We start from the raw sequence: 25,609 nt of genomic DNA, 5'->3' as shown, positions 1-25,609 counted from the left end.
AAGAGCCGTAGGCAAATCACCACTAGCCAGTTATGGTGAGTGCTTAATTTTCAGATGAATTGAACATCCAGGAGCCGTATCCATGTCCGCATCCGGTCAGGTGGTGCTTCCGCGCTACGGCTTCGGCGATGAGCTGGCCAGCAGTGTCATTCACGGCATCGGCATCGTGCTGAGCATCGTAGGGTTGGCGGCGCTCGTCGTGCATGCCGCCAGCCACGGTACGGGCAGCGATGTGCTGGCTAGTGCGGTCTATGGCATCTCGCTGATCTTGCTCTATACAGCATCGACGCTATATCACTCGATCCGCACAGAATCGGCCAGGCGTGTATTGCGCACGTTGGATCACATTGCGATTTTTCTGCTGATTGCGGGCACCTATACGCCATTCACGCTGATTGCCTTGCGTGGTACGTGGGGGTGGAGCCTGTTCGGCATCGTCTGGAGTCTGGCCTTGCTTGGCACTGCACTGGAACTGGGCCTGCTCAAGCGTTATCGCCGTTTGGCGGTGTTGCTGTATGTGGCGATGGGCTGGGTCGGCATCATCGCGTTCCGGCCGCTGCTCGCGCACCTGCAGACTGGCGGGATGGTGTTGCTGCTGGCCGGCGGCGCCGCTTATACCTTGGGCGTGCCGTTCTATCTATGGCGCAAGCTGCCTTATCACCACTCGGTGTGGCATGTCTTTGTGCTGGCTGGAAGCGTGCTGCAATTTTTGGCGGTGTTTTTTTATGTGGTGCCGAACACCGCGCTGTGACGCTGCATTGTTTCCGTAGCCGATGAGCTGGAAAGAAAGCGGCTGCGCAAGCGCAGCCGCCGTATACCCACCATCCTTCGCTCTTTCAGTGCTTCTGTTGCGAAGGAATGAACTGCGTACGCACCGCTTCGGCCAATTGCTCCGGCGGCAGCAGGCCCTGGCCAATGATGAAATCGTTGAAAGCCTGGTGATTGAAGTCTTTGCCTAACGCGAGTTCCGTCTGCAAACGCAGCTGCTGCAGGCGCATATAACCGTAGAAATACGCGGTGGCCTGACCCGGGCTGTTGAAGGTGTAGCGGTCCAGCTCTTCGCGGGTCATGGCTTCGGACAGGCCGACGTCGTAACGCAGCACGTCATGGGCGCGTTCCTTGCTGATCAGGCCGAGATTGAGCATCGGGTCGAGGAAGGCGCGGGCTGCACGCACCAGCCGGAACTGCAAGGTGGTGAACTGGCCAGCGGGCGGTTCGTACGGCAGCATTTCCGCTTCCGAGTACAAGGCCCAGCCCTCGACGTTGACGCTGTTGAACGCGAAGATGCTGCGCGCCAGCGATACGCCGCGTTCCACCATGGCCGAGAACTGCAGTTCATGACCCGGGCGTCCTTCGTGCGCGGTGAGTGTCCATGCCGCGGCCTTGAAGGTGAAGTCATCGTAGGCTGTATCCGAGTTGCCGCCGTTGCTTGATGGGTTACCCATCGTCAGCACGAACGTACCGCGTTCGCCGTGATTGTTGATCAGTGGCGGTGGGTCCATGTGTGGGGCCGGCACGTTGGCGGTTTCGGCTTGGGAAGCCAGGCGCATCTGCATTTCGCGCTGGGGCAGCGTGACGAGGTGTTCACTGCGGATGATGTCTTCGATCTTGCCGATGACTTCGTGGTACCACGGCACCACATCGTCCTTGCCGAGCTGCTGCTTCTTCAGCGCCTTAATCACATCGCGGTAATCGGTGGCCTGGAACCCTTCCGCCCTGGCGACTTCCGGGGTCATCATCTGCATGGCAGAGCGCACTTCCACGAATTCCAGTTGTGCCTGCTTGATCAGGTCTTCGGGCGGAATATCGATGCCGACCTGTTTCAGATTGAACGCATACAGCGGTTCGGGCAGGCGGAAGTCGTCGCGCTGGCGCGGCACGATGGTGCTGTGCACCCATGCATCGTATTGCTTGAGCTGCGCTTCCATCGCATCCAGCGCAGCCTTGCTCTGTGCGTCGTCCAGCTTGTATTTGGTGAACAGCTGGCGGACGCCATCCACGTATTGCTGCGTGTTGGAAAGCTGTTGATCCACACTGCCCTTATACGGACCGAGCAGGTTTTTCTCCGACAGGCGGCTGGTGGTCAGCGCTTCGGCCTGCTGGGTGATCGGCGTGCAGCCTGGCGCCTGGCCGACGTAGCATTGCAGGCGCTTCAGTGCAGAGGCGCGATGCTTGTCATCCACCTGATCCTTGAGCAGGTAGAACTCGCCGTTGAAGATCTGCTGGCCGATGTCGATATACGGCAGCATGTATTTGCGGGTGAGATCGGTACCTTCGATTTGCAGATCGGCAGCATGGATCATGATCTGCAGATCCTGGCGGACGTTAGAATCTTTTTCCGTCGCCAGCATGCCTTGCAGCTTGGCTCTGGCTGCGCCGACAGCAGCGTTCTGGCGTGCCTCCACGTTCGGCTTGAGGTCGATCACCTTGTCGTCATAGCCGGGCAGACCCAACGACGTCGCGTTTTCGGGATTGAACTGCGCCTGCGCATTGAGCAGTACCTGTGCATCGGCATTGCTGCGTGCGATCCAGGCCGGCGCGGGGGTGGTTTGGGCGTGGGTGGATCCAGCGGCAGCGAGCGCAATCGCCGCGGCGAGGGCGAGACGTTTGGTCATGAAAGGTATCCCCAGGATTCAGTCGCCCGAGCTTACTAGGCGGCTTGAGCCCAGTGCCATGGCCCGAAAGTGGGGCCTGAAGCCTATCGATGCAGCAGCCAGACGCCGGCCGCGACGGCGACCATGATGATCGACAGCACCAGCTTCACCAGTGCGCCGAACAGCAGGCCCAGCCAGGTGCCGATGCCGACATGCGCCGAGCGCAGCACGCTGCGGCTGGAGAGCAGCTCGCCGGCTAGCGCGCCGACGAAGGGGCCCAGGATGAGGCCGGGGATGCCCAAGAACATGCCCATGATGGTGCCTATCGAAGCGCCCCAGATGGCTGCCGAACTGGCCCCGACACGTTTGGCGCCCAGCGACGCCGCGATGAAATCCACGGCGATGCCGAACGCTGCCAGTACGCCAAGAATGATCAGCCAAGTGGTGCTGATGTGGTGATAATCATCCACCGCGGCGGCCAGCCAGATGCCGCCGAAGATCATCGGTATGCCCGGCAGGTTGGGCAGTACCGCGCCGATCAGGCCGAACAGGATCAGGACGATGGCGAGTATGTAGACGGCAGCATCCAGCATGGCGGTAATCGTCCTGCGGCGGGATGGCCGCGAATCGGCCACAATACTCAACTGCCAGCACGCAGCGGGCAAGCTGCGCGCGACTAGTCAATCGGTAGGCCCGTGACACATAGCGAATCCATCCTGCTCAAGGCCGACGAACTCGGCCGCATCGAGATCATCCAACGCGACGGTGTGCGGATGATCCGGCGCGATATCCGCGCGGCGCGCTGGTGGGCGCGAGCTTTCGCACGCCGCGCCGCTGCACGCGAAGCGCGGGCCCTGGCCAAGCTGGACGGCATCGACGGTGTGCCAGCGTTGCTGGGCTGGAATGGCCGCGAACTGCTGCGCGGCTACATCGCCGGCCAGCCGATGCAGCAAGCGCAACCGCGTGACCCTGCTTATTACCGCGAGGCGTTGCGCCTGCTTGCACAACTGCATCGGCGTGGCATCGTTCACAACGACCTTGCGAAGGAACCGAACTGGCTGGTGCGCAGTGATGGTCGTCCGGGCTTGGTGGATTTTCAGATCGCCTGGACCCGCGGTCGGCGCGGGAGGTTGTTCCGTTTGCTGGCGCGCGAAGACTTGCGCCATCTGCTCAAGCACAAACGCACGTATTGCGATCACGCGCTCAGCCAACGCCAGCAAGCCATGCTCAAAACACCGGCGCTGCATTCGCGTCTGTGGCGTGCGACTGGCAAACGGCTGTACAAGCTGATTGCGCGGCGTGTATTCGGCTATTGGGACAACGAAGGCAAAGGTCGCGTGCGCGACTGAATTTGCACCCTCCACGACATGCCGTAGGGGAGGGTGACAGGATGGCAAGCACGCAAGATCAGCGTGCCAGACGCCACTTACTTCTCGACGAAAGCGCGCTCGATCACGTAGTCACCCGGCTCGCGAGTGCGTGGCGATGCCTGGAAGCCGCGGGCGTTGAGCAGTGCGCACAGGTCGTCCAGCATGGCGGGGCTGCCGCACAGCATCAATCGATCGGTTTCGGGGTTGAGCTGCGGCAGGCCGATGGTGTTGGCCATGGCGCCATCGACGATGTTGTCGGTGATGCGACCGCGGTTGCGGAATGGCTCGCGCGTGACGGTGGGGTAGTAGATCAACTTCTCACGTACCAGTTCGCCGAGGTATTCGTGCTGCGGCAGTTCGTTCTGCAGATAGTCCGAATACGCCAGATCGTTGATATGACGCACGCCGTGAGCCAGCACGATCTTGTCGTACTGTGCATAGGTTTCCGGGTCGCGGATGATGCTCATGAACGGCGCCAGGCCCGTACCGGTACCAAGCAGATACAAATGCTTGCCGGGCTTGAGGTCGGTCAGCACCAACGTGCCGGTTGGCTTGCGGCTCACGGTGAGCGGATCACCGGGCTTGAGGTGTTGTAGACGCGAGGTGAGCGGACCGTCCGGCACCTTGATCGAGAAGAACTCCAGATGTTCTTCCCACGCGGCGCTGGCGATCGAATACGCGCGCATCAGCGGGCGGCCGTCCACTTCCAGGCCGATCATCACAAACTGCCCGCTGTCAAAGCGGAAGCTCGGGTCACGCGTGGTGCGGAAGCTGAAAAGGCTGTCGTTCCAGTGATGTACGTCAATGACTTGTTCGGTCGCCAAAGCCACCATGGTTTTTCGTCTCGGATTGTGCAGTTGGGGATGCGCTGTGTCGCACAGCGACTTGCTCGCGGGGAGGGGCTGGGGTGCCGTTGCCGTACGAGCGCCGGGCGTCAACCCAGCGATAAGCGCCATAGATTACGCGATTCGGCCCGTTTCTGCGCTAGGGGAGTTCCTCATATGGGGGCGCCGGTATGGTGGGCAAGCGTTGGCCTGGCGCCGATCACCGAGGGTAGAAGCATGATATTCCGGGCTTTTCCCTTTGCCTCCCCAGGTAAAGGGCGGTGTGGTGAGGGTCCTTGTGGGGTTCAGTCACGGGGAGGCACGGATGTCGATTTGCCCTCGGTCCACTCGTCGTTCAGTAGCGCGATTCATTGACGGGCTGGATGTGCAGTCAGGCCCGGCAGCTTGTGCATACCTAAAACACCCCGAAGCGAAACAGACAAGGGAGCCATCGGATGAAGAACCATGCCGTCTCGATCAGCTGTCATATCGTCGTATGCACGCTCGCCGTGGTGCTTGCTGCGGCGGCGTCTGCCGCTCAGCAACCACCGCATAGTTACCCGAGCATGGCGCCGCTTTCCCAATACCTGATGCCTGACCAGGCGGAAATAGCACTGGCCCGAAGCGCCGCGCCGGCATCGATCTCCAGCCAGGCCACCGTGCTGGTGCTGAAACCGCATGGCTACGTCACTGCAGTGGAAGGCAAGAATGGGTTTGTGTGTGTCGTCGAGCGGGCATGGATGTCCCCCTTCGATTCGCCCCAGTTCTGGAATCCCAAGCTGCGCGGCCCGATTTGCTTCAATCCACAGGCAGCTAAATCGATCCTGCCCATCACCTACAAACGAACCGAGTTGGTGCTGACCGGGCAGTCCAAAGAGGAAATCAGGAAGGACATCGAGGCGGCGTTTGCCAGCAAGCAACTTCCACCGCTGGAGCCGGGGGCGATGTCGTACATGATGTCCCGGCAAGGCTATCTGGATGACCAGTTCGGTCACTGGATATCGCATCTTATGTTTTACACCGCCACGGACGTGAATTGGGGTGCGGACCAGAACGGTTCGCCGGTGATGCTCAATCCGCAGTTTCACGGGGAGCCTGAGCCGGTCAATGTGTTGATGATTCCGGCGGGGAAATGGTCGGATGGCACCCCATCGCCGGCCATGTAGATACCGGGCATCCGATATAGCCCAGGGGGTACCAGGTGATCGGCGCCTGACGAACGGCGCCGATCCGGGCACGACCGGTGAACTGACGCTGCGTGGCGGAGGATTGGCGTAATATGGTCGACGCGCACTATCCGCAATGGGCTGCCTGTAATGACTATTTCAAGCATTAGCAGTACCCAGTCGCCGTCCGTCAGCGGGCTCGTTGCAACCCAGCACACCCATCACAAAAGCGCGCTTGATGCGTCGTCGGCGACGGCTGTAGCCACCCCGGCGGGTTCCTCGACCGCCAATAGCCAGCTGGCTTCTGCTATTGCCGCAGCGCTGACGCAACTCGGGCTAGTGTCCACGCCTAGAACGGCGTCTATCGCCAATGACTCTGCCACTGCGGCAGCCGGCACCTATAACGCTGCTGTAACGAGCAGCGCGCCGCTCGCGCCTCTGCCACAACAGTTGAAGGGATCGCAGCAGATACAGCAGTACACAAACATTGCTTCGACATTCTCCAGCCTGGCTCAGGCATTGGGCTCTGTTTCGAGCAGCACGCCATCCACCTCAGGCGATTCCGGCAGTCTGGCAACGGTATTTCAGAACCTTTGGGCGTCACTGGGTTCGTCATCTGGCACCTCAACGGACGTTTCGAGAGACGCCATCCCCAGCTTGCCAACGTTCCTGCAAACACTGGCACGCAACCTCAGCGAAAGTGGCGTTTCCGGTCTGCGCGGTGTGTTTGTCGACACGATGGCTTGATGGCGTCACGTCGCTAGATGTTTGAAAGCAAAAAGGCTGCTGCCACTCGCTAGGACAACGGTTAGGTCAGCCCCTGGGCAGCGCGCAGGATGATGGCGCGTGCTTGTCGGCCTTCTGGCGTTGGCATACCCGCATAGTTGTGGGGCTGACCCTCTCGCAGATGAAGCTCGACCGGCACACCCGCCGCGCGCGCCTTTGCGGCCAGATCGACGCTGTCGGGATAGAGAACATCATGCGTGCCGGCGAATACGATCATCGGCGCCAGCCCGTGGAAATCGCCATACAACGGACTGACATAGGGGTGCGTGACATCCAGGTCACCTGCATAGAGACGTCCGAGTTCAATGATGCCAGGGATATCCTGCATCGGGTCACGCGCCGCAATCGCGATCTGTTCCGTACGGCTTATCGACAGGCTTACCGCCGGAGAGATCAACACCAGTCCATCTGGCTGTCGATATCCGGCGTCTCGCAACCATTGCGCTGCTGCCACTCCTAAGCCTGCGCCCGCCGAATTACCTATCACCGTGACTTTTGCGGGTCCGGCATCCTCCAAAAGTTTCCGCAACAAATCGCCTGTGGCCGGCACAAGGTCCTTTGCAGTGGCTTGAGGAGCCAGCGGGTAGATGGGAACGACGCAACGGACGTGAGCATGGCGAGTCAAATAAGCGATGAAGCGCCAATGGTCAGCAACGATCTCGTTAATGAATCCGCCACCATGCAAGAAAAATACATAGTTGCCGGTGTTGGGACTTTCAGATGACGCCGTAGAGTAAACAGGCCATCCCGCCACATGCTTCAATGTCACCTCGATGCCGCGGCCCATGCCCGTTGGTTTATAGGAGGCCGGCCGTCGCGCTAATTTGCGCACCTGTTCTTGCACGGCCACAGCCGATGCCAAGTGCTTTTTAGCGGGAAGAAGTCTTAACAGGCGATTGAGGCAACGGCTCTGCCAACTTGGTTCGGCATCAGCCGATGGCAATTCCTGCGAGTTTCTCGCTTTCTCTTGAACCTGCTGTACGGGTGACATGTTGCCCATGCTCATGACTACATCCTGCGTGGGTGTGGATTCGGCTCGCCTCGTCAGATCGGCGATTCATCGCGCTGGTTCATTCGTTAGCGCATGGGAATAGAATGCGAGCGATAGCTCTCATTTTCTACTCGCATTCGGAGTGCAGGGCATGGCACGTAAACCGCTTACCAAACCCAGGAAATACGCCTCTCAAGAGCGATCGCGTGCGACGGTTGATGCGCTCATTGCTGCAACCGCTCGCGTTTTGGTGAAAGAGGGCTTCGACAAGGCCAGTACCAATCGGATTGCCGAAAAGGCAGGTGTAAGCATCGGCTCGCTTTATCAATACTTTCCTTGCAAAGAATCGCTCGTTGTTGCGGTTATCGAACGTCACAATCAGGAGCTTATGCAGGTCGTGCATGCCACGCTGGCCGAGGTGGCCTCGCAACCGATTGAGAAGGCGGTTCCAAGACTTGTTTTGGCTGCGGTCGAGGCGCATCGCGTCGACCCGAAGCTGCATCGTGTTCTTGCAGAGCAAACACCGCGGACAGGAAAACTTGAGAACATAGAAGCCTACAATCGCGACGCCCATGCTCTATTCAGGGCCTATCTTGAAGGCCATCGCGATGAACTTCGCGTCGCCGACCTGGATTTGGCCACATTTATCTGCGTGACCTCGATAGAGGCGCTGACCCATACGGCCGTTTTGCACCACTCCGAGATGCTTACGGACGAAGCGGTTGGAAGGCTCGTCGATGAAGCCTCACGTCTCGTACTGGGATATTTGCAGTAGTCCCCATGATGGTCTGGATTGATAAAGCCTGCAGAGTCCTGGCGTGACTGACTTTATAGGGGTCGGCATCTTGTCTGTTTCACTCTTGTTGCACTCTTGATCGCAACGCCAATTGACAAGTGCTCCCTCGGCCTAAAGACTCTCAATGGATGGTCAAAAGGTCTGCAGTCGGTCCGGATCACACGGGGGGCGTATGAAAGTCAAAAAGATTGCGGGGTTGGCGCTGGTACTTATCGGGATGATCGGCGCGGCGAATGGTGAGGCGCAAACTGATGCTCAGCTTGCGGCCGACGGTTGGCGACCGATTCCGCGTTCCTGGGCGCACGATTACACCGTGCTATGCAAAAGAGGTAAGGACATCGTCTATGGCGTTTACGACCACGGTCCCGGTAACACCAGTGACTGGGGCGTAGCCCGGCATATCTATACCAAAACGGCACCGGACGGACGTATCACGGCGATTTCTCTTGTCCGCGGTTTCACTCATGCAGACATCTCAGACTCATATTTTCCTACTAGCGATGTCTCGTGCGATATCACCGAACAGTAGAGATTGGAATGTAGGGGCTTACGAGAATTTATGGATGGACCAAAAACTTTTGGCAGTGCTGGCTTTCTTGGGCTCCGCTGGTTTTCCTCTCATTGGTTTTGGTTTGATAATCAAGGAGACCCAGCAGGCCATTCGCACAGGCTCGGTACGGCTCGGTAACAAAACCAGCTCTCCAGACGAGTTCTCCCGATCAGATCAGCCATTGTGGTTTTGGGCCTCAGTGCTAATGCGGTCAGTATTTCCAGCACTGTTGTTGGGGGTCTTCTTCTGGTTTGGAGCGTTGTTTTGGTGGCCGCAGCTGAAGTTACTGCTAGGCAAGCCGTAGACCACTGATTTGATGTCAGCTTTCGACTGCGGATACTGGCGAATAGTCGGTGCCGAAAAGATTAGAAGTCATCGCCCTCCAGGCCGTAGATACGATTACGATGTTGGATTCAGGGTGCATCAATGCACAAAGAGAAGAGATGAGCGGCAGAAAGAGATTGACCTTCTGGGGCGCTGACGAGAACGATGACAGCCTTCCACGCGCCGTCATGGATGGTCTCAAGACTGTCACCGCCGACACGGTCGCGGATTATTACAAACCGTATGGCGAATACGGTGATGGAAGTTATGAGCCTGGCGACATCATTGAAGTCTACGATTTGAAGCATCGGCTTCGCTGCATTATCAGGGCAACCAAGGTCTACACGATCGAATTCGGCAAGATTCCAGAAGAAGTCTGGCGCGGCGAAGCGTTTTCCAGCGCGGAGGAATTCCGTGAGTGCCATATTCGTTGCCTGCCGCATCTGGATTTGCACGACAGCTTCGAGTTTGTGACGCTGCATTTTGAATTGGTCGAGGTCATTGCGCGGGAAGTCGCTAGCTGATGCCTATTGCCTGGACCTTACGGCCTGCTTGGCTACTCGGCAAGCTCGGCATGACGGCAACCCAAAACGGATATTCAACTGGTTATTATCGAGAATCAAAATCGTTGGCATATGGAAATCATGCCAAAGTTTGGTTACTTCCGGCAGGTGTTGTGTCCCTAAGGGAGCCTTAGCCTGACCGTCAGAGTGCTCACTCACTGGGAGACGTCATGAAGCGCTTTAGTGGATGGTGTTTTATTGTTGCTGGACTGCTTTGTGTTACTCCAACTCTTGCCGGAGTCTGGGATCACACTATCGCAATACCCGATATTGCGACCGCAACTGTGCAAGGCCGCGGCATTTCCAGCAGATTATTGACACCTCAGCAATTAACGAAACTTGTAGATTGGTTTAAAGCTCATGACAAGGGTTGGGAGGGGTTGATGGAAACGCCTCCCGCGCCAATAGCGATGGAAATCGCCACGAGCGGACCGAATGGACAACAGAGCTCTCTTGACCTGTTCGTATCAAATGATGGCACTGCTACTGCATATTTCTATGCACCAAAGCCTGCGTTTCCACTTAAACGTCATCTGTCCGAAGCAGATGTCAAAGGGCTGCAGGCAGCAATAGGAAACTAATCGCATAGGTACGCGAGCAGAAAAGGGTCATCCTCATTTTATAGCCTCAGAACGTCTGCTTCCGACCCGAAGCAGACATTTATGACCCGCGAGCAAAATCATTTACGCGATCAGATCAATCTATACGGGGATTAGGCATGGAAACAGTTTGTCAGGCTTGTGGTTATCAAAGAAAGCCGACTGATCAGGTGCCCGATTGGGAATGCCCATCTTGCGGCAAGGCGTATGCGAAGACCTCGCATGAATCGCCCAGTCCGCTGGTGATCTACACAGATAACCCTTCCGCTGAGTCAGGCAACCGCCTGCACGGGGGGGCTTCGTACCGGAGTAAGCCGAAGGAGACAACTTTTAACAAGCACGGAATACTCATCGGAACTCTTTTTTCGCTCTTTCTTATTTTCGGTATCCCTATGCTGGCTGACCCGTCGTCAGCATCCGCCATTCTTTTGCACAGTAACGTCGAATTTGTAGCACTCATTTTTATCGCGCTGATGGCATTAGCAGGTGTAATGAGGCGCATGAGTGCGGGGGTCAATTCCGATGACCGCAAGTCCGTATTTGCATATAGTGCCACATTCTTCGGGCTCATTTTTGCGGTCTTTTTTTTCGGTTTCGCGATCTCAATGCACAACGAAGCCCGCACTGAGGCCAAGATTCAACGTAATGGCCTGCGGACCATGGCGGACGTCATTCGCATCTATAATGGAGGCTGCGGAAGAAGATCTTGCAGCTTCTTTGTCGAGTACGCGTTTACGCCGTCAGCTGAAACAAACGGCGCATCGAAGCCCATACATGGCTACGCAGATCTCGGCGATCGCTCCAATGACCCCCGTATCACTTACGCGCGTACAAACAAGCAGGTCCCAATCGCCTACGAAGTTGATCATCCTGAAGTGTCGGCACTGAACTTCAATGATGATGTTTTTCGCCTCGATCATGGCGAACGCTCCCGCGACCAAATGGCCTTATTGGGCGGGTTATTTGTGGGGATATTAGTGTTGGTGCTTGCGGTGGTGGGCCTTGGCCTTTGGTTGCGTCCAGGTAAGAAATGAATGTCGATTGATCTAGATTTGAGAGGGCTTTTTGTAAGTCGATCTATAGGCGTATGCTTTCGCCCCGAAGCGGACGCTCCAGGATCACACCTCTCCGTCCGGTTATACGCCCAGTTGTTGGCCGGGCGTAGCAAAGATAAGCTGCGGCAAGAGCAAATGAGTCGCACAGGGATCTCTTTGCGCGATCGGGGATGTATAACCGAACGGGCTTGTCCGTATATTCACTAGTCAGGCGGCGCGACAACCAACGATGAATTCCGTGAACCACGAACGGGCCTCGCCATCGCTGCACGGTTCCTGCCACTGCGGCTCAGTGCGCCTTACGCTTCCGGCGGCGCCCGAAATGGCGACGAGTTGCAACTGCTCGTTATGTCGCCGCACGGGAGGGATATGGGCCTACTACGAACTCGGCTCAGTCTCAATCGAAGGCCACCCCGAGAACACGGAAAGCTATATTTGGGGCGATCGATCTTTGCGGAATGTGCGGTGCAGGACCTGCGGTATCGTCACCCATTGGGAGCCGATTGATTCTACGCCCGGCGCTCGCCACGGCGTAAACCTGCGGAATTTTGAACCCGCGCTTCTGGAGTTAGTTGTCGTCAGGCGCTTCGATGGCGCGGACACCTGGAAATTCTTGGATTGAACACTGCCGTATTTTCGAAGGGGTACTCAGAAGTCCTCGGGTGCCCCCTAATACTTCGTGTAGGTGAGGCGTGGAAAGCGGGACGGAGGCAGTTAAATGAGTGCCTGCGGGTTGAACCAGCTCTTTAAACAGCGCTTGGCGGATATTTTTCGCTGATACCAGTCGGCCAACGCAGGGGCGGGCCGGATGGAATGTGCTCCATACAAAGCTATAACCTTTCCGATTTCCAGTTATCCGTAGCACCGATGATGGATTGGATAGATGGGGCCTTCTAAGTACTGGCGCGGCTAGTTTTCGCCGCTTCACCGTATACCTCTGTTGCACTCTCGTTGCACCTTACTCCTGCTTGAAATGCGATTTGTGCCTTGTAGTGTATTTTGTCACTGGGCAAGCTCGGCCCGCCCGCTTTCGACTGCGGACATCCCGCACTGGTGGGAATGCAGTGTCTAACTCACGGTGCGAAGAGGCAGTCTTCTATGCCGATAGTCAGCTTGCTCTGGAAATGGTCCAAGGGCTAACGTTTGACACTCGCTCAAGGCGCCGTGAGCTTCTCATTTACTTCGCTCGCCACCTCTCGATTTCATTGCGCCGCACGTGGAAGAACCTATCAATGCAAGCACGCCATGTACATTTTATTGCGTTGCTCATCGCTGCCTCAGTGATGCCATTGGCAACGGTTCGTGGAAGTGGAAACGACTTAGCTGTGCCCTCGAGTGCCTACACTCATCCACACCTTCTCATTGCTGTCGACGGATCGCGTAAGCTCAACTTGTTTTGCCTTGGGCATGGCTCGCCGGTGGTGATCCTCGATGCTGGAACGGGAGGCGGTACAGCTAGTTGGCAAGACGTGCAGACCCGCATCGCGGAAACGACGACGGTTTGTTCTTATGATCGTGCAGGTTATGGATTCAGCGATCCGGCAACGCGTCCCTCAGATGCTGTTAACGCCGTGGATGATCTACATCGGCTCATCGAGCGCGCCAAATTGCCTGTTCCAGTGGTTCTGGTAGGCCATTCGAACGGAGGTATCTACGCGAGTTTGTACGCAAGAACGTATCCCGGCGAAGTCGCAGGTATGGTGCTGGTCGACCCAGGCTACGCCGGTCAGCAACATTTCGAACGCTATGGATTGCCGCCGAGCAAGGCTGCGGAGCTTGCTAGAGCAAACAGTCGCTATATCACCGACGCACGCGCGTGTTTAGTCAAAGCAAATGCCGGCCAGCTGCGCGAGCTGGAAAGCACTGGCTTCGCATGTCTGGACAATACAAACAAAGCAGATGTCGTTCTTCATACAGCTCTGAGCAGCCAAAAGGCGCAACCCAAGTATTACGAAGCCAATGTCTCCGAGTTCGTGAACACTTTCGGCGCGATGTCTGGGGAAAACGTCAACGACCATGAAGCTAGCTTCGAAGCTAACCAGTTCGGCTCGACGCCAGTGATCGTATTAACCGCAGCGCGACATCCTGCACCGGTGAGCGACTTCAGTGCCGAAGAACAAGCGCTTTACTATGCAGCATGGAAACACGCGCACGATGTGATTGCTTCGTTGTCGACTGACGGCAAAAGTGTTGTGGTCCAGGATTCTGGTCATTTCATTCAACACGACCAGCCCGCGGTACTTGTCGGTTATGTCAATGAGGTAGTCGCAAAGGTTCGAGTGGGGCGCTAGGCCCTAGGCACGTCGTTGTGCAGGTAAAATATGGCCATGTACAACATCAATCGAAATGACTTTCGTCTATCCGTGGCCCCTATGATGGACTGGACGGACCGTCACTGCCGTTATTTCCATCGCCTGCTATCCCCGCACGCCTGTCTTTACACCGAGATGGTGACGAGCGCCGCGCTGGTGCGCGGCAAGCAGTTGCGTTTGCTGGAACATAGCCAGCAGGAGCACCCGGTCGCCTTGCAGCTCGGGGGTAGTGACCCGCAGGAGTTGGCGGAGGCGGCGCGCTATGGCGCGGAGGCCGGTTATGACGAGATCAACCTCAATGTGGGCTGTCCTTCCGATCGAGTGCAATCGGGGCGTTTTGGCGCGTGCCTGATGCGCGAGCCGGCGCTGGTGGGTGATTGTGTGAAGGCGATGCGCGATGCGGTGTCGGTGCCGGTCACGGTGAAGTGCCGTATTGGTGTGGATGATCAGGACGAGTACGCGGATTTGCAGCACTTCACCGAGACCATGCTTGAGGCGGGCGTAGAGATTCTGGTGGTGCATGCGCGCAAAGCGTGGCTGCAGGGTTTATCGCCGAAGGAAAACCGCGAGATTCCGCCGCTCGACTATGACCGCGTCTATCGCCTCAAGCGGGAGTTTCCGCAGTTGCTGGTGATCATCAACGGCGGCATCACGACGGTGGAGGCGGTGCAGGAGCATTTGGTCCATGTCGATGGCGTAATGCTGGGACGTGCGGCCTACCATGATCCCTATGTGCTGGCCCGGGTCGAGGCGGCGCTTCATGGTCTGCCACTGCCGTCGCGTGAAAGTGTGCTGCAGCATATGCGGCCGTATATCGAGGCCGAGTTGGCGCGCGGTACCGCCCTCAAGCACATCACGCGGCATCTACTGGGTCTGTACCAGGGCGAGCCGGGGGCGCGCGGGTTTCGGCGCATCTTGAGCGAGGGCGCCCATCAGCCTGGCGCGGGCTGGTCACTGATTGAGCAGGCGATGGGGTCGCTGCGGATCGCCGCCTGATCAGGAAATACCGTGCTATGGCCCGAAGCTCGGACCTTGCAAGTGTTTGGAAGGCCAGCGCTTGGCAGCCGTCAGGTCAGTATTCAGCCCCGGTTGCGCAGTATGGCGCGTCAGCCGGCTATAGGCCGGCCCTCAACTCACGGGACTATGGGCTTACATCACGGTCTAACATGGGCAATAGCGGCGGTTTTTCTGCTGGTAGCCGGTATGGCTGCCGCCCAATCGTCGCCGCAGGGCGGCCTGACCCTGGATCAGGCAGTCGTGCGCGTACAACAACAGGTCGGCGGGAAAATTCTGTCGGCCGAGCCGCGCCAGCTAGGGCGTAAGGTGGAGTATCGGATCAAGGTACTTACACCCGAGGGTCACGTGCGTAACATCGTGATTCCATCGGATGCCACCCGCACGCCGCCTGCGGCACAATCCACCAAGAAGTCCCCTAATGGCGGAAGCAAGAAGGAGAAACACTAATGCGCATCCTCCTGGTCGAAGACGAAGCGCCGCTGCGCGAAACATTGGCGGCCCGCCTCAAGCGCGACGGGTTTGCCGTGGACACTGCACAGGATGGCGAAGAGGGTATTTACCTGGGCCGCGAAGTGCCCTTTGATCTGGCCATCATCGACCTTGGCTTGCCCAAGTTGTCGGGCATGGATCTGGTCAAGGCCTTGCGTGAGGCCGGTCAGCGCTACCCGATCCTGATTCTTACCGCGCGGGGCAGCTGGCAGGACAAGGTCGAGGGCCTCAAGCACGGCGCCGACGATTACCTGGTGAAGCCGTTCCACGTTGAGGAGCTGCTCGCCCGCATCAACGCGCTGGTACGCCGCGCCAGCGGCTGGTCTAAGCCGGTACTGGCCTGCGGACCGATCAAGCTCGACACCACGGCGCAGACCGTGACGGTCGAAAGCAAGTCGGTGGACCTCACCAGCTACGAGTACAAGGTGCTTGAATACCTTATGCTGCACGCTGGCGAGTTGGTCTCGAAGGCTGATCTGACCGAACACATTTATCAGCAGGATTTCGATCGCGATTCCAACGTGCTGGAGGTGTTCATTGGCCGCCTGCGCAGGAAGCTGGATGCGGAAGGCACGATGAAGCCGATCGAAACGGTGCGTGGACGCGGGTATCGCTTTGCCATCCCTCGCAGCGAAGACGAATGATGCAGCCGAGCGCCGCCCGTTCTCACTGGCGGCGCGTGCTGCGCTTACGACCGGCCTCGTGCTGGCCGCCTTCCTGGGCGCTATCGGGTGGACGCTGTCGCGCACCTATGCCGCCAGCGAACGCAACAAGCTGCAGGATCACCTGCACGACAATGTGATCTCCTACATCACGGGCACCGACGTGCGCCGTGATGGCAAGCCGTTGATGCCGGACACGCCGCCTGACCCGATGTTTTCGCGTCCGGGCTCAGGCCTGTATGCGGTAGTGCTGGGGGACAATTTTCAATGGGAATCGTCGTCTGCATTGGGCCGCGATTTCAGTTTTCTGCATCAGCTGGAGCCAGGGCAGTCGCAGTTTGTCGGTCCGGTAGATACCGAATTGGGGCGGCTCTACTACTACAGCTTTGGCGTCGCGTTGGACGTGGACTCGCCCGGTCGTGCGCCCGTGCGCCTTACCTTCACGGTGGCGCAGACCGAGGACGAACTGGAAGGCAACAACGCCGTGTACCGGCGCAGCCTGGTCGGTTGGCTGGCGACCTTGGGCGTCATGCTGATTGTGCTGCAGTTGATGCTGCTGTACTGGAGCCTGACACCGCTGCGCAAGGTGTCCAGTGACATGAGCCGCGTCGAGCGCGGCGATACCGATCATCTGGATAGCCAGTATCCGGTCGAGCTGACCGGCCTGACCGAACGCATCAACGCCTTTATCGACAGCGAGCGAGAACAGCGCGGGCGCTATCGCAATACGCTGGCCGATCTGGCGCACAGCCTGAAAACGCCGTTGGCAGTGATCCGTTCGCAGCTGGAATCCTCTGGCGATATTCCGGTGACGGCACGTCTGCCTGTGCTCGATCAAGTGCGCCGCATGGATGAGCTGGTGGCTTATCAATTGGCGCGTGCAGCAACGAGCGGCGGGCAGACCTTCGCGAGCGCGGTGCCGATTGCAGGGCATGCGGAAGATCTCGTGCAGAGTCTCGAAAAGGTCTACGCCGCCAAGAACGTGTTATGCGAATTCGATATCGAAGACGGCGCGGCATTTTATGGCGAGCAGGGCGATTTGCTGGAATTGATGGGCAATCTGTTGGAAAACGCTTTCAAATGGGCCGGACATCACGTGTTGCTGGTGGTGAAGGCGCTGCCACAAGGTGCACGTCAGCGCCCTGGTCTACTGATGAGCGTGGAGGACGACGGCCCCGGCATCGACGAAGACAAGATCGAAAAAGTGCTACAGCGAGGCGTGCGCGGTGATGAGCGCGTGCAGGGTCACGGTATCGGCCTGTCGATCGTACAGGACATCGTGCGCGCTTATAAGGGCGAACTGACGGTCGATCGTTCGGCGGAATTTGGTGGCGCGCGTTTCAGCGTGGTGCTGCCCGCGAACTGACGCAGGGAACGTAGACAGGCTCTTACTGGATCGAGCCGGGAAGCAAGGATTGCCAGCTCAGCCCCGAGCTGTGCGAGGAACTGCCGCTGGCAGCGTCCCCCCCACCCATGTGCATCGGCGCATCGTCCGTGCTCGTACTGGACGAAGAAGCATGGTCGTGGGAGGTCGATCCGGTCGAATGGCTTGCGCCACGCGGGATATTGAAAGCGTCACCGCTGGCCGCGCTGGTTTCGTGGCTCGTGCTGCGATCGCCAGCATGGTCGGTGCAGTTGTAGCCAGATGATGCGCTACCACCACTGGCAGCCGTGGTCCCAGCCGCCGTCGCGTCAGCGATGGTGACCAAACCCAGCAAGCATCCGAGCAGTAATGGAGTGGCACGCATGGCAATCAGCCCCCGAGGCTTTACGCCTATCGACCGGATGGTCCCAGAAACCCCGTTCGGATGCCAGTGCCCTGTCCGGGAACGCCGCGAAAGCGCCTTCAGCCGGTAGAATCGCCGGATGACACCTCCCTGCTTCCATTCCTTTCCGCATCCGGGCGGGCGTCTCCCGGAATACTGAGATCATGCAGCCGCAACAGATCCTGGCCGCCTTGGCCAATGGGGAGGCGTTATCGGGCTCCCGCCTGGCCGCCGAAGCCGGTTTGACCCGCGCGGCGATCTGGAAGCAGATCGAGGCCTTGCGTCACCGCGGCGTGCCGATCGAATCGGCAGGCGCCGCTGGCTACCGTTTGCCGTGGCCGATTCAAATGCTGGATGAGTCCCTGATCCGCGAGGCGCTGCCGTCTGCCCTGGCGCGCCGAATCGGTGCGCTGGATCTCTATTGGGAGATCGACTCCACTTCCAGCGAATTGCAGCGCCGCGGCGGTAGCGCGCCGGATCTGAGCATCGTGATGGCGGAAACGCAGACCGCGGGTCGCGGCAGGCGCGGGCGCAGTTGGTTGTCGCCACCCGGGCTCAATCTCTATATCTCTTGCCTCAAGCGCTTCGACGCAGGTTTCGCCGCGCTGTCGGGCTTGTCGCTGGCAACCGGCGTGATCGTGCTGCGTGCCTTGCATGCGGCAGGTCTCTCCGGTGCGCGGCTCAAATGGCCGAATGACGTGCTCGCCGAGAGCGGCAAGCTTGCCGGCATTCTGGTCGAGCTCAATGGCGAATATCAGGGGCCATGTGCAGCGATAGTCGGCATCGGACTCAATTTGCGTCTCACGTCGGCCTTGCGCGAACAGGCAGGACAGCCGATATGCGATCTTGCGAGCCTGGCTGGCGGCACGCCGCCCGACCGCAATCGCATGGCGGCAGCGTTGATCGCCAGCCTGGTCGAAGGTCTGGATCAATTTGAACGCGAAGGTTTCGCAGCGTTTGCCGATGAATACGCCGAGTACGATGCACTGCGCGATATTCCGCTGCGCATAAGCGGCGCGACAGGTGAATTCGAGGGCATTGGCGCGGGCATTGACGAGCGCGGTGCGTTGCGGGTGCGAACAGAGAACGGCCTGCACAGCATCGACAGCGCCGATGTCACGGTGCGACGCGCATGAAGCTGCTACTGGATCTTGGCAATACACGCTTGAAATGGGCGGTGGCTGCAGACGGTGGCTGGTTTGCGCGCGGCGCGGTGGCGTGGGACGAGGATGTTGCCGCGGTGCTTCGCCAAGCCTGGACCCCACAGCCACGTCCGCATCGCGTGGTCGGTGCTTCGGTGGTGGATGCCCAGCGCGAGACCTTGCTTGAACAGGTCATCAAGGACGTTTTTGCGCACGACATCGCATGGGTGCGTACTCCGGCGGAAGCGTGTGGTGTGCGTAATGCCTATGCAGATCCCCAGCGCTTGGGAGTGGATCGCTTCCTTGCCATGGTCGCTGCCCAGGCCGCCGGACATGCGCCGTGCATGCTGGCCGGTATCGGGACGGCACTCACCCTCGATGCGCTTGCTGCGGATGGCCGGCATCTGGGTGGCTTGATCGCGCCCGGTCCATTGCTGATGCAGCAATCGTTGCTCGGTGCGACCGCACGCGTGAGGCCGGAACGTCCGGGTACTGTTCGCGATCTGGCCGATAACACCGCCGATGCGGTGGCTTCGGGTTGTTGGCAAGCCGTGGCGGCATTGATCGAGCGCTTTGCACACAACATCGCTAGCCAGCACTTAAACGGCGCGCAGCGTCTGTTGTTGGACGGCGGTGATGCTGATGCGCTATTGCCCTTGCTCAACGTACCTGCCGAAGTGGCTGCCGACAGCGTGTTGCGTGGCCTGCTTGTGTGGGCGGACGCACATCCCGGGCAGGCGTTGTCCTAGAATCGCTCAACCCAAAACGGTGACTGTGGCCGATGTTCCTGCGCCTGCTGTTCGTGCTGCTGATTGCTCTCAACATTGCTGTTGGCGCATGGCTGCTGCTGGGCCAGAACGATACGCGCGCTCATTTCGCCACCGATCCCGGTGTGCCGAAATTGCACTTGCTCTCTGAGCTGCCGCCGCCCGCCACGACGACGGCGCACGCCGCTTCCATCGCCGCGCCAGCGTCTGCATCGCCGGTGGCGGCACCGGTTGCAACAACCGCATCCGCCAACACGCCGCAACCCGCTTCGCCAAACGCACTCAGCTACACCTGCATGGCGCTGGGGCCGTTTGCGACGCAGGAAGATCTGCGCATCGCGCGCAGTGCGCTCGGCTCGGAAGTGCAGCGCATGCGGGCACGTCAGGAGCAGACCCAGCAGAGCAAGGGCTGGTGGGTGCACCTGCCGCCCAGTGCCACGCATACAGCAGCTTTGGCCCAGGCGCGTCAGCTCGGCGCGCACAACATCCAGGATTATTTCGTGGTCGGGTCCGGCGATAACGAGAACACCGTTTCGCTAGGTTTGTTCAAGGACCCGGCCAACGCGCGCAAGCGGCGGGATGAAATCGTCGCCGCGGGTTTTCCCGCGCAGATGAGCGAGCGTACCGAAACCGTGCCGGAATACTGGCTGGATCTGATTCCCGTCGACAGCAATCACTTCGACTGGCGCAGCCGCATCCATGATCCTGCCATTGGCTCGCACAGCACCGGCTGTTTTTGAGCGCGCCTTATATGGCTCGGCAATAGCGCGAAATAATAAGGTTGTGGCAATTTTCATTGCCTGATTGCTTTGACGATTTATTCACATTATGAAAGAAATTTAATTTTTCGCACGTCAGATTTCATTGTTTGCGCTTTTTGAAAGTGGCATAAATGGGTTGTCGGGCTTTCAAATCTCCGCTTGTGCTGGTTCTTCTCCCCTGACCGAACTAGCTTTCGCTTGACTAAGCCGTTTCGTGATGAAACGGCTTAATTTTTAGCAGCAGTTAGGGCTTGAATTCATCCAATGAGAAGTTCACCACTCAGGTGGCTTCAAATAAATGTATCGTTGGTGCCAAAACATGGATGTACGTCATTTGGACTTAAATACAGGAGCGAAAAGCTTGGCAGCGCTTATTGGCCGACATGAGCGTTACTACGCGGATACGACAGCAGCTGTGCGTGCAGGGCAATTACTTGACGGGATGGTTACGGGTGAAAAAGCCAACCAAGCTCTGGGGTGCGTCGTCGCCGAGACATAACTTGAGTATCCCTTCCGCCTGCGCAGCTTCGGACGCGCTGCGGGCAAAGAGGTCCTTTTCATACGCGATGAGCGCGGCTTCAATGTCACCGGGGTTGGCGGCGATGGCCTTCCCGAGTTCAGCGCCGTCGAACATGGCCAGATTGGCTCCTTCGCCAGACGGGGACATTAGGTGTGCTGCGTCACCGAGCAGTGTCACCCCGGGCACGCGATCCCACCGGTGCTCGACCGGGAGCGCGTGAATAGGACGGGGTACAGGTGCAGTCTCACCGTCAGTGATGAGCGCTGTCAGCTCCGGAGCCCAGCCGTCGAATTCTTTGGCGACGCGCGCCAAGGCAGTTACCGTGTCGGAGAAGTCGATGCTGTCAATCCAGTCTTTCGGCTTGTTCAACTGCACGTACGTGTGTAGCACGCCATGGGGCTCACGGTGCGCAGCGATGCCTTTTCCCGGTGCTAGCGCAAACATTGCGCCGTCACCAACCGCTTTCGCGCTCGCCTTGTGACGAGTGTCGGCGTCATACAAGTACGTCTCGATGAATGATGTGCCGACATACACCGGTTTCGCCCCGGAAAGAAGGGGACGAACTCTCGACCAGGCGCCGTCGGCACCCACGAGGAGATCGGTAGTCACCGTTGAGCCGTCAGCAAAGGTCAACATGTGTCGTCCACCGCCGAGCGGAGACACCGCTGTGACTTTGTGTCCCCAGCGGACCGCGTTGGCGGGAAGTGAGTCAAGCAGAATCCGGCGAAGGTCTCCTCGGGGGACCTCAGGTCGATCACCTGTGCCGTTGTCGGGCTCATCAAGCAGGACGTTGCCTTCCTTGTCGAGTATCCGCGTTGCCTGACCTCCAGCGTGGATGATCTCAAGAAATTCTTCGAAGAGCCCTGCTGCCTTGAGTGCAAGTTGCCCGTTGTATTTGTGGATATCGAGCATGCCACCCTGTGCGCGCGCATTCGCTGAGGCTTCCGCTTCGTAGACCGTCGCTGCCATACCGTGGACGTGGAGGATGCGCGCAAGTGTCAGGCCGCCGAGCCCGGCGCCGATGATCGCGATGGGAGTATTCATCCTGATTCCTTCGTGGTTGGTGACCACGACTGGGGATTGCGTGACGGGCATGGAACGTCGTTCCATTATGTTGGAACGACGTTCCATTTCTGTCAAGATGAGGCATGGTCAAGAAAGCACGTAGTACCCAACGGCGTGAAGAAGCGCTCTCACGGGAGAGCATCATTGACGCGTCGATCGAGCTCTTGGACGGCAGCGGCGAGGGTGGTCTGACATTCCGCACCTTGTCCGAGCGGCTCGCCACCGGTCCTGGTGCTATTTATTGGCACATCGCGAGCAAGAGCGATCTGCTGACCGCCGCCTGCGACGCCGTCGTCGCTCGCACGATGGAGGCTCGCGTGGTCGACGCGAGGCCGAAGGCAGCCATTCGCGCCCTCGCTTTGGGTATGTTCGATGCGATCGACGCACATCCGTGGGTTGGCTCGGCACTCACACGGGCCCCGGGGCAGTTGCCCATGGTGCGCATTCTCGAAGGCATCGGTCAGCAGGTTCGCGCGCTTGGCGTGCCGGACGAAGAACAATGGGCAACGGTATCCGCGCTGCTGAACTACATCCTTGGCGTAGGTGGGCAGAACGCGGCCAACGGCCAGCTCGCTCAGACGCAAGGCACCGACAGATCCGATTTCCTGGAGGCGGTGGCGACTGAGTGGTCTCGGCTTGATCCGGATGAATACCCGTTCGCACGCAGCGTAGCCGGACAGTTGCGCGCTCACGACGACCGTATGGATTTTCTTGCCGGGATCGATCTGATCCTTAGAGGCATTGGCTCACCGCGGCGTCGCTGATGCCCTCGGGGGCGGACAGACGCTTCCAGATCGCTTAAACTAAGCGGCTAAGCCGGCATAGCTCAGTTGGTAGAGCAACCGCCTTGTAAGCGGTAGGTCCCCAGTTCGAATCCGGGTGTCGGCACCAGTTATCCCTGAAAGCCCGCTAACCGCGGGCTTTTTGCTGCCTGTGGCCCTGGTAAAACGGGGTCGATTGGCCCTTTTGGGGCACGCCTGCGGTGCTTGCGACCAGTTAAAATCGTTGCCTACGTAGGAAAATGTCGAGAAAGCGGTATGAGTAAGCAGGTGATTGCACTGGTCGGCGCACCGACCGATATCGGCGCCGGCCACCGTGGCGCGTCGATGGGACCGGAGGCCCTGCGCGTGGCGCAGCTCGCCGAGAAGTTGCGTCGTCGTGGGCTGGAGGTGGTCGATCGCGGCAATCTGCATGGTCCGATGAACCCGTGGCAGCCGCCGGAAAACGGCTATCGCCATCTGCCCGAAGTCGTGGCCTGGAATACCGCGGTGCATGCGGCCATTCACCACGAACTGCAGGCCAATCGCCTGCCGATCATGCTGGGAGGCGATCATTGCCTGGCGATCGGTTCGATCAGCGCGGTAGCTCGCCACTGTCGCGAACAGGGACGCAAGCTGCGTGTGTTGTGGTTGGATGCCCACGCGGATTTCAACACATCCCAGGTCACCCCCTCAGGCAATATCCACGGTATGCCGGTGGCTTGCCTGTGTGGCAATGGGCCGCGCGAGCTGGTGGAAATCGGCGAGCACGTTCCGGCGACGAACGCGGACGTCTTCCGTCAGATTGGTATCCGCTCGGTTGATGAAGGGGAAAAGCGCCTGGTGCGCGAAGCCAACGTGGATATCTACGACATGCGCCACATCGACGAAGTGGGCATGAAGCGAACGATGGAAGAGGCACTGGACGGACTCGATGCGGATACCCATCTGCACGTCAGTTTCGATGTTGACTTCCTCGACCCTTCGATTGCGCCGGGCGTAGGCACCACCGTGCGTGGTGGCCCCACCTATCGCGAGGCACAGCTTTGCATGGAGATGATTGCCGACACCGGCTGCCTTGGTTCGCTGGATATCGTCGAGTTGAATCCCGCTTACGACAAACGAAACCAGACGGCAAAGCTGGCGGTAGAGCTGGTTGAATCCCTGTTCGGCAAATCGACCCTGATGCGCGGTCCGGGTTGAAGGTCGCGCTAGCTTGATCACGACAAGCGGGTTTTACCCGTAAACTGCTTGAATCCATTCCGCGCCACGCTGCGCGGACGCACCACCTTTATTCGGCAGGAGCCGGCCACGCATGCGAACACGCGTCCTTACAGGCATTACTACGACCGGCACCCCGCATCTGGGCAACTACGTTGGCGCGATCCGCCCAGCGATTGCCGCCAGCCGTCGCGCCGATGTCGATGCGTTCTTCTTTATGGCCGACTATCACGCGCTGATCAAAAGCGACGATCCGGCCCGCATCGAGCGTTCGCGCCTGGAAATCGCGGCGACGTGGCTGGCCGCGGGACTTGATCCGAACAAGGTCACGTTCTATCTGCAATCGGATATTCCGGAAATTCCCGAGCTCACCTGGTTCCTGACCTGCGTGACCGCCAAAGGCCTGCTCAATCGTGCGCATGCCTACAAGGCGTCTGTCGACAAGAACACCGAAGCTGGCGAGGATTCGGATGCGGGTATCACGGCCGGTCTTTACATGTATCCGGTGCTCATGGCTGCCGACATCCTCGCGTTCAATGCGCAGCATGTGCCGGTTGGGCGCGACCAAATCCAGCACATCGAGATGGCGCGCGACATCGCGCAGCGCTTCAATCACATCTATGGGCGTGAGTTCTTCGTGTTGCCCGAAGCGCTGATCGAGGAACAGGTGGCGACGCTGCCGGGCCTGGATGGCCGCAAGATGTCCAAGAGCTACGACAACACCATTCCGTTGTTTGCCGGTGGCAGCAAGCAGCTGCGCGAAGCCATCATGCGCATCGTCACCGACTCGCGCACGCCAGGTGAATCCAAAGATCCCGACAGCTCCGCGCTGTTTACCATCTTCCATGCTTTTGCCAGTGACGCGGAAAGCGTTGCATTCCGCCGTGCGCTGGAAGAGGGCATTGGCTGGGGCGAGGCCAAGCAAGTGCTGTACGAGCGCATCGAAGCCGACGTGGCGCCGATGCGTGAGCGCTACGAAAGTCTGATTGCACGCCCCGCCGCCATCGAGGAAATTCTGCGCGAAGGCGCACGCAAAGCTCGCGCGATTGCCGGGCCGAAGGTTGCAGAGTTGCGTGATGCCATTGGCTTGCGTTCCATGTCGTCACTGAGCGTCCCGGCAGGCGGTTCCAAGCCAACCGCAAAGGCGGTCAAGTCGCCGCGCTTCGCCAGTTTTCGGGACACGGATGGCAGTTTTCGCTTCCGCCTATTCTCATCCGACGGTGACGAGCTTTTGCTGTCCAAGTCATTCAGTGATCCCAAGGCGGCCGGCGCGATACAGAAAAAGCTGAAGACGCTGGGCGGTGACGCTGCCACGCTGCATGTGTTGCCGCTCTCGCTGGTGCTGGAAGTGGAGGGCGAGGCGATCGCCAATACGCCCGATTACGTGGACGAGTCGTCACGCGATGCAGCCATGGCCTATTTGCGCCAAGCGCTGGACTCGCTGGCCGCGCAGGAAAACGAATAAGCGGTTGTCTGCCTCGTGCCGAGCCGGATGCGCGCTGACGCATCCG

The 25,609-nt window shown here is 59.0% G+C and carries 27 protein-coding genes and 1 tRNA gene; 22 read left to right on the top strand and 6 right to left on the bottom strand.

Annotation, left to right across the window (positions count from 1 at the left end; all coding sequences use genetic code 11):
- Nucleotides 1-82 precede the first annotated feature (82 nt).
- On the top strand, nt 83-751 hold the full coding sequence (gene trhA / locus ISN74_RS16320) for a PAQR family membrane homeostasis protein TrhA (RefSeq protein WP_188800217.1): 669 nt from the start codon (nt 83-85) through the stop codon (nt 749-751).
- Nucleotides 752-836: 85 nt separating this feature from the next.
- On the opposite strand, the gene ISN74_RS16315 is transcribed toward trhA, so the two are convergent.
- On the bottom strand, nt 837-2,615 hold the full coding sequence (locus ISN74_RS16315) for a DUF885 domain-containing protein (protein ID WP_188800216.1): 1,779 nt from the start codon (nt 2,613-2,615) through the stop codon (nt 837-839).
- Between the two features lie 83 nt (nt 2,616-2,698).
- Nucleotides 2,699-3,184: a DUF456 domain-containing protein gene (locus ISN74_RS16310; RefSeq protein ID WP_188800718.1), complete on the bottom strand. Its 486-nt coding sequence runs from the start codon at nt 3,182-3,184 to the stop codon at nt 2,699-2,701.
- A 93-nt stretch (nt 3,185-3,277) separates the two neighbouring features.
- Here ISN74_RS16310 and ISN74_RS16305 point away from each other — a divergent pair, with 93 nt between their 5' ends.
- Nucleotides 3,278-3,943 carry a protein kinase family protein gene (locus ISN74_RS16305; RefSeq protein ID WP_229679381.1) on the top strand — a complete coding sequence of 222 codons (666 nt, stop codon included), beginning with the start codon at nt 3,278-3,280 and terminating at the stop codon, nt 3,941-3,943.
- Between the two features lie 77 nt (nt 3,944-4,020).
- On the opposite strand, the gene ISN74_RS16300 is transcribed toward ISN74_RS16305, so the two are convergent.
- Nucleotides 4,021-4,797 carry a ferredoxin--NADP reductase gene (locus ISN74_RS16300; protein ID WP_188800215.1) on the bottom strand — a complete coding sequence of 259 codons (777 nt, stop codon included), beginning with the start codon at nt 4,795-4,797 and terminating at the stop codon, nt 4,021-4,023.
- Between the two features lie 446 nt (nt 4,798-5,243).
- On the opposite strand from ISN74_RS16300, the gene ISN74_RS16295 reads away from it, so the two are divergent.
- Both ISN74_RS16295 and ISN74_RS16290 read left to right on the top strand, forming a co-directional pair.
- Entirely contained in the window at nt 5,244-5,954 is a 711-nt protein-coding gene (locus ISN74_RS16295) for a hypothetical protein (protein ID WP_188800214.1), read from the top strand.
- A 150-nt stretch (nt 5,955-6,104) separates the two neighbouring features.
- Nucleotides 6,105-6,701, top strand: a complete 597-nt coding sequence (locus ISN74_RS16290; RefSeq protein WP_188800213.1) for a hypothetical protein — start codon at nt 6,105-6,107, stop codon at nt 6,699-6,701.
- A gap of 61 nt (nt 6,702-6,762) precedes the next feature.
- Here ISN74_RS16290 and ISN74_RS16285 read toward each other — a convergent pair whose 3' ends face one another.
- Nucleotides 6,763-7,746, bottom strand: coding sequence for an alpha/beta fold hydrolase (locus ISN74_RS16285; RefSeq protein WP_203546633.1), 984 nt, complete (start codon nt 7,744-7,746; stop codon nt 6,763-6,765).
- 136 nt (nt 7,747-7,882) lie between these two features.
- Between ISN74_RS16285 and ISN74_RS16280 the strand changes: the two genes are divergently transcribed.
- The 11 genes from ISN74_RS16280 to ISN74_RS16235 all read left to right on the top strand — a co-directional run bounded on the left by ISN74_RS16280 (nt 7,883) and on the right by ISN74_RS16235 (nt 17,464).
- Entirely contained in the window at nt 7,883-8,506 is a 624-nt protein-coding gene (locus ISN74_RS16280; RefSeq protein ID WP_188800212.1) for a TetR/AcrR family transcriptional regulator, read from the top strand.
- A 193-nt stretch (nt 8,507-8,699) separates the two neighbouring features.
- Nucleotides 8,700-9,056, top strand: coding sequence for a hypothetical protein (locus tag ISN74_RS16275; RefSeq protein ID WP_188800211.1), 357 nt, complete (start codon nt 8,700-8,702; stop codon nt 9,054-9,056).
- A gap of 464 nt (nt 9,057-9,520) precedes the next feature.
- On the top strand, nt 9,521-9,925 hold the full coding sequence (locus ISN74_RS16270) for an ASCH domain-containing protein (protein ID WP_203546632.1): 405 nt from the start codon (nt 9,521-9,523) through the stop codon (nt 9,923-9,925).
- A gap of 209 nt (nt 9,926-10,134) precedes the next feature.
- Nucleotides 10,135-10,545, top strand: a complete 411-nt coding sequence (locus ISN74_RS16265; protein ID WP_188800210.1) for a hypothetical protein — start codon at nt 10,135-10,137, stop codon at nt 10,543-10,545.
- Nucleotides 10,546-10,682: 137 nt separating this feature from the next.
- Complete coding sequence (locus ISN74_RS16260; RefSeq protein ID WP_188800209.1) at nt 10,683-11,597, top strand: DUF3592 domain-containing protein; 915 nt, start codon at nt 10,683-10,685, stop codon at nt 11,595-11,597.
- A gap of 250 nt (nt 11,598-11,847) precedes the next feature.
- A complete protein-coding gene (locus ISN74_RS21370; protein WP_484482090.1) occupies nt 11,848-12,240 on the top strand; it encodes a GFA family protein in 393 nt (130 codons plus the stop codon).
- Between the two features lie 610 nt (nt 12,241-12,850).
- Nucleotides 12,851-13,909 (top strand): alpha/beta hydrolase, encoded by a 1,059-nt coding sequence (locus tag ISN74_RS16255; protein ID WP_188800208.1) that lies wholly within the window; start codon nt 12,851-12,853, stop codon nt 13,907-13,909.
- 36 nt (nt 13,910-13,945) lie between these two features.
- Nucleotides 13,946-14,926, top strand: a complete 981-nt coding sequence (dusA, locus tag ISN74_RS16250) for a tRNA dihydrouridine(20/20a) synthase DusA (protein ID WP_188800207.1) — start codon at nt 13,946-13,948, stop codon at nt 14,924-14,926.
- 207 nt (nt 14,927-15,133) lie between these two features.
- The gene (locus ISN74_RS16245; protein ID WP_229679327.1) at nt 15,134-15,394 is read left to right on the top strand and encodes a hypothetical protein; all 261 of its coding nucleotides are present in this window, start codon (nt 15,134-15,136) and stop codon (nt 15,392-15,394) included.
- Nucleotides 15,394-16,080 (top strand): response regulator transcription factor, encoded by a 687-nt coding sequence (locus tag ISN74_RS16240; RefSeq protein ID WP_188800205.1) that lies wholly within the window; start codon nt 15,394-15,396, stop codon nt 16,078-16,080. Before ISN74_RS16245 ends, ISN74_RS16240 begins: the two co-directional genes overlap by 1 nt.
- Nucleotides 16,034-17,464, top strand: a complete 1,431-nt coding sequence (locus ISN74_RS16235) for an ATP-binding protein (protein ID WP_229679326.1) — start codon at nt 16,034-16,036, stop codon at nt 17,462-17,464. The genes ISN74_RS16240 and ISN74_RS16235 overlap by 47 nt, the downstream gene beginning before the upstream one ends.
- A 22-nt stretch (nt 17,465-17,486) precedes the next feature.
- Here the strand turns inward: ISN74_RS16235 and ISN74_RS16230 are convergent, their stop codons facing one another.
- The gene (locus ISN74_RS16230; protein WP_188800204.1) at nt 17,487-17,846 is read right to left on the bottom strand and encodes a hypothetical protein; all 360 of its coding nucleotides are present in this window, start codon (nt 17,844-17,846) and stop codon (nt 17,487-17,489) included.
- A 182-nt stretch (nt 17,847-18,028) separates the two neighbouring features.
- On the opposite strand from ISN74_RS16230, the gene ISN74_RS16225 reads away from it, so the two are divergent.
- Genes ISN74_RS16225 through ISN74_RS16215 form a run of 3 tightly spaced genes read left to right on the top strand, consistent with a single transcriptional unit; the run spans nt 18,029 to nt 20,513 of the window.
- A complete protein-coding gene (locus ISN74_RS16225) occupies nt 18,029-19,000 on the top strand; it encodes a biotin--[acetyl-CoA-carboxylase] ligase (RefSeq protein ID WP_188800203.1) in 972 nt (323 codons plus the stop codon).
- Nucleotides 18,997-19,755, top strand: a complete 759-nt coding sequence (locus ISN74_RS16220; RefSeq protein WP_188800202.1) for a type III pantothenate kinase — start codon at nt 18,997-18,999, stop codon at nt 19,753-19,755. Before ISN74_RS16225 ends, ISN74_RS16220 begins: the two co-directional genes overlap by 4 nt.
- A gap of 32 nt (nt 19,756-19,787) precedes the next feature.
- Nucleotides 19,788-20,513 (top strand): SPOR domain-containing protein, encoded by a 726-nt coding sequence (locus ISN74_RS16215; protein WP_188800201.1) that lies wholly within the window; start codon nt 19,788-19,790, stop codon nt 20,511-20,513.
- Between the two features lie 451 nt (nt 20,514-20,964).
- Here the strand turns inward: ISN74_RS16215 and ISN74_RS16210 are convergent, their stop codons facing one another.
- Nucleotides 20,965-22,098: an FAD-dependent oxidoreductase gene (locus tag ISN74_RS16210; protein ID WP_188800200.1), complete on the bottom strand. Its 1,134-nt coding sequence runs from the start codon at nt 22,096-22,098 to the stop codon at nt 20,965-20,967.
- A gap of 104 nt (nt 22,099-22,202) precedes the next feature.
- On the opposite strand from ISN74_RS16210, the gene ISN74_RS16205 reads away from it, so the two are divergent.
- The 4 genes from ISN74_RS16205 to ISN74_RS16190 all read left to right on the top strand — a co-directional run bounded on the left by ISN74_RS16205 (nt 22,203) and on the right by ISN74_RS16190 (nt 25,563).
- Nucleotides 22,203-22,883 (top strand): TetR/AcrR family transcriptional regulator, encoded by a 681-nt coding sequence (locus tag ISN74_RS16205; protein ID WP_188800199.1) that lies wholly within the window; start codon nt 22,203-22,205, stop codon nt 22,881-22,883.
- 51 nt (nt 22,884-22,934) lie between these two features.
- A tRNA-Thr gene (locus ISN74_RS16200) sits at nt 22,935-23,010 on the top strand.
- Between the two features lie 146 nt (nt 23,011-23,156).
- A complete protein-coding gene (rocF, locus tag ISN74_RS16195) occupies nt 23,157-24,080 on the top strand; it encodes an arginase (protein WP_188800198.1) in 924 nt (307 codons plus the stop codon).
- Nucleotides 24,081-24,192: 112 nt separating this feature from the next.
- Nucleotides 24,193-25,563, top strand: a complete 1,371-nt coding sequence (locus ISN74_RS16190) for a tryptophan--tRNA ligase (RefSeq protein WP_188800197.1) — start codon at nt 24,193-24,195, stop codon at nt 25,561-25,563.
- Nucleotides 25,564-25,609 lie beyond the last annotated feature (46 nt).

Origin of the sequence: Dyella caseinilytica (assembly GCF_016865235.1) — a bacterium.
In the GTDB taxonomy this organism is placed as follows: domain Bacteria; phylum Pseudomonadota; class Gammaproteobacteria; order Xanthomonadales; family Rhodanobacteraceae; genus Dyella_B; species Dyella_B caseinilytica.
The sequence above is the reverse complement of the archived record's forward strand: the minus strand, read 5'-3'. Positions and strand labels throughout refer to the sequence as shown.

What these genes read in the sequence shown, in the direction of transcription:
- trhA (WP_188800217.1), top strand. Translation starts at nt 83, where the DNA reads ATGTCCGCATCCGGTCAGGTGGTGCTTCCGCGCTACGGCTTCGGCGAT.
- ISN74_RS16315 (WP_188800216.1), bottom strand. Translation starts at nt 2,615, where the DNA reads ATGACCAAACGTCTCGCCCTCGCCGCGGCGATTGCGCTCGCTGCCGCT.
- ISN74_RS16300 (WP_188800215.1), bottom strand. Translation starts at nt 4,797, where the DNA reads ATGGTGGCTTTGGCGACCGAACAAGTCATTGACGTACATCACTGGAAC.
- ISN74_RS16295 (WP_188800214.1), top strand. Translation starts at nt 5,244, where the DNA reads ATGAAGAACCATGCCGTCTCGATCAGCTGTCATATCGTCGTATGCACG.
- ISN74_RS16290 (WP_188800213.1), top strand. Translation starts at nt 6,105, where the DNA reads ATGACTATTTCAAGCATTAGCAGTACCCAGTCGCCGTCCGTCAGCGGG.
- ISN74_RS16285 (WP_203546633.1), bottom strand. Translation starts at nt 7,746, where the DNA reads ATGAGCATGGGCAACATGTCACCCGTACAGCAGGTTCAAGAGAAAGCG.
- ISN74_RS16280 (WP_188800212.1), top strand. Translation starts at nt 7,883, where the DNA reads ATGGCACGTAAACCGCTTACCAAACCCAGGAAATACGCCTCTCAAGAG.
- ISN74_RS16275 (WP_188800211.1), top strand. Translation starts at nt 8,700, where the DNA reads ATGAAAGTCAAAAAGATTGCGGGGTTGGCGCTGGTACTTATCGGGATG.
- ISN74_RS16270 (WP_203546632.1), top strand. Translation starts at nt 9,521, where the DNA reads ATGAGCGGCAGAAAGAGATTGACCTTCTGGGGCGCTGACGAGAACGAT.
- ISN74_RS16265 (WP_188800210.1), top strand. Translation starts at nt 10,135, where the DNA reads ATGAAGCGCTTTAGTGGATGGTGTTTTATTGTTGCTGGACTGCTTTGT.
- ISN74_RS16260 (WP_188800209.1), top strand. Translation starts at nt 10,683, where the DNA reads ATGGAAACAGTTTGTCAGGCTTGTGGTTATCAAAGAAAGCCGACTGAT.
- ISN74_RS21370 (WP_484482090.1), top strand. Translation starts at nt 11,848, where the DNA reads ATGAATTCCGTGAACCACGAACGGGCCTCGCCATCGCTGCACGGTTCC.
- ISN74_RS16255 (WP_188800208.1), top strand. Translation starts at nt 12,851, where the DNA reads ATGCAAGCACGCCATGTACATTTTATTGCGTTGCTCATCGCTGCCTCA.
- dusA (WP_188800207.1), top strand. Translation starts at nt 13,946, where the DNA reads ATGTACAACATCAATCGAAATGACTTTCGTCTATCCGTGGCCCCTATG.
- ISN74_RS16245 (WP_229679327.1), top strand. Translation starts at nt 15,134, where the DNA reads ATGGCTGCCGCCCAATCGTCGCCGCAGGGCGGCCTGACCCTGGATCAG.
- ISN74_RS16240 (WP_188800205.1), top strand. Translation starts at nt 15,394, where the DNA reads ATGCGCATCCTCCTGGTCGAAGACGAAGCGCCGCTGCGCGAAACATTG.
- ISN74_RS16230 (WP_188800204.1), bottom strand. Translation starts at nt 17,846, where the DNA reads ATGCGTGCCACTCCATTACTGCTCGGATGCTTGCTGGGTTTGGTCACC.
- ISN74_RS16225 (WP_188800203.1), top strand. Translation starts at nt 18,029, where the DNA reads ATGCAGCCGCAACAGATCCTGGCCGCCTTGGCCAATGGGGAGGCGTTA.
- ISN74_RS16220 (WP_188800202.1), top strand. Translation starts at nt 18,997, where the DNA reads ATGAAGCTGCTACTGGATCTTGGCAATACACGCTTGAAATGGGCGGTG.
- ISN74_RS16215 (WP_188800201.1), top strand. Translation starts at nt 19,788, where the DNA reads ATGTTCCTGCGCCTGCTGTTCGTGCTGCTGATTGCTCTCAACATTGCT.
- ISN74_RS16210 (WP_188800200.1), bottom strand. Translation starts at nt 22,098, where the DNA reads ATGAATACTCCCATCGCGATCATCGGCGCCGGGCTCGGCGGCCTGACA.
- ISN74_RS16205 (WP_188800199.1), top strand. Translation starts at nt 22,203, where the DNA reads ATGGTCAAGAAAGCACGTAGTACCCAACGGCGTGAAGAAGCGCTCTCA.
- rocF (WP_188800198.1), top strand. Translation starts at nt 23,157, where the DNA reads ATGAGTAAGCAGGTGATTGCACTGGTCGGCGCACCGACCGATATCGGC.
- ISN74_RS16190 (WP_188800197.1), top strand. Translation starts at nt 24,193, where the DNA reads ATGCGAACACGCGTCCTTACAGGCATTACTACGACCGGCACCCCGCAT.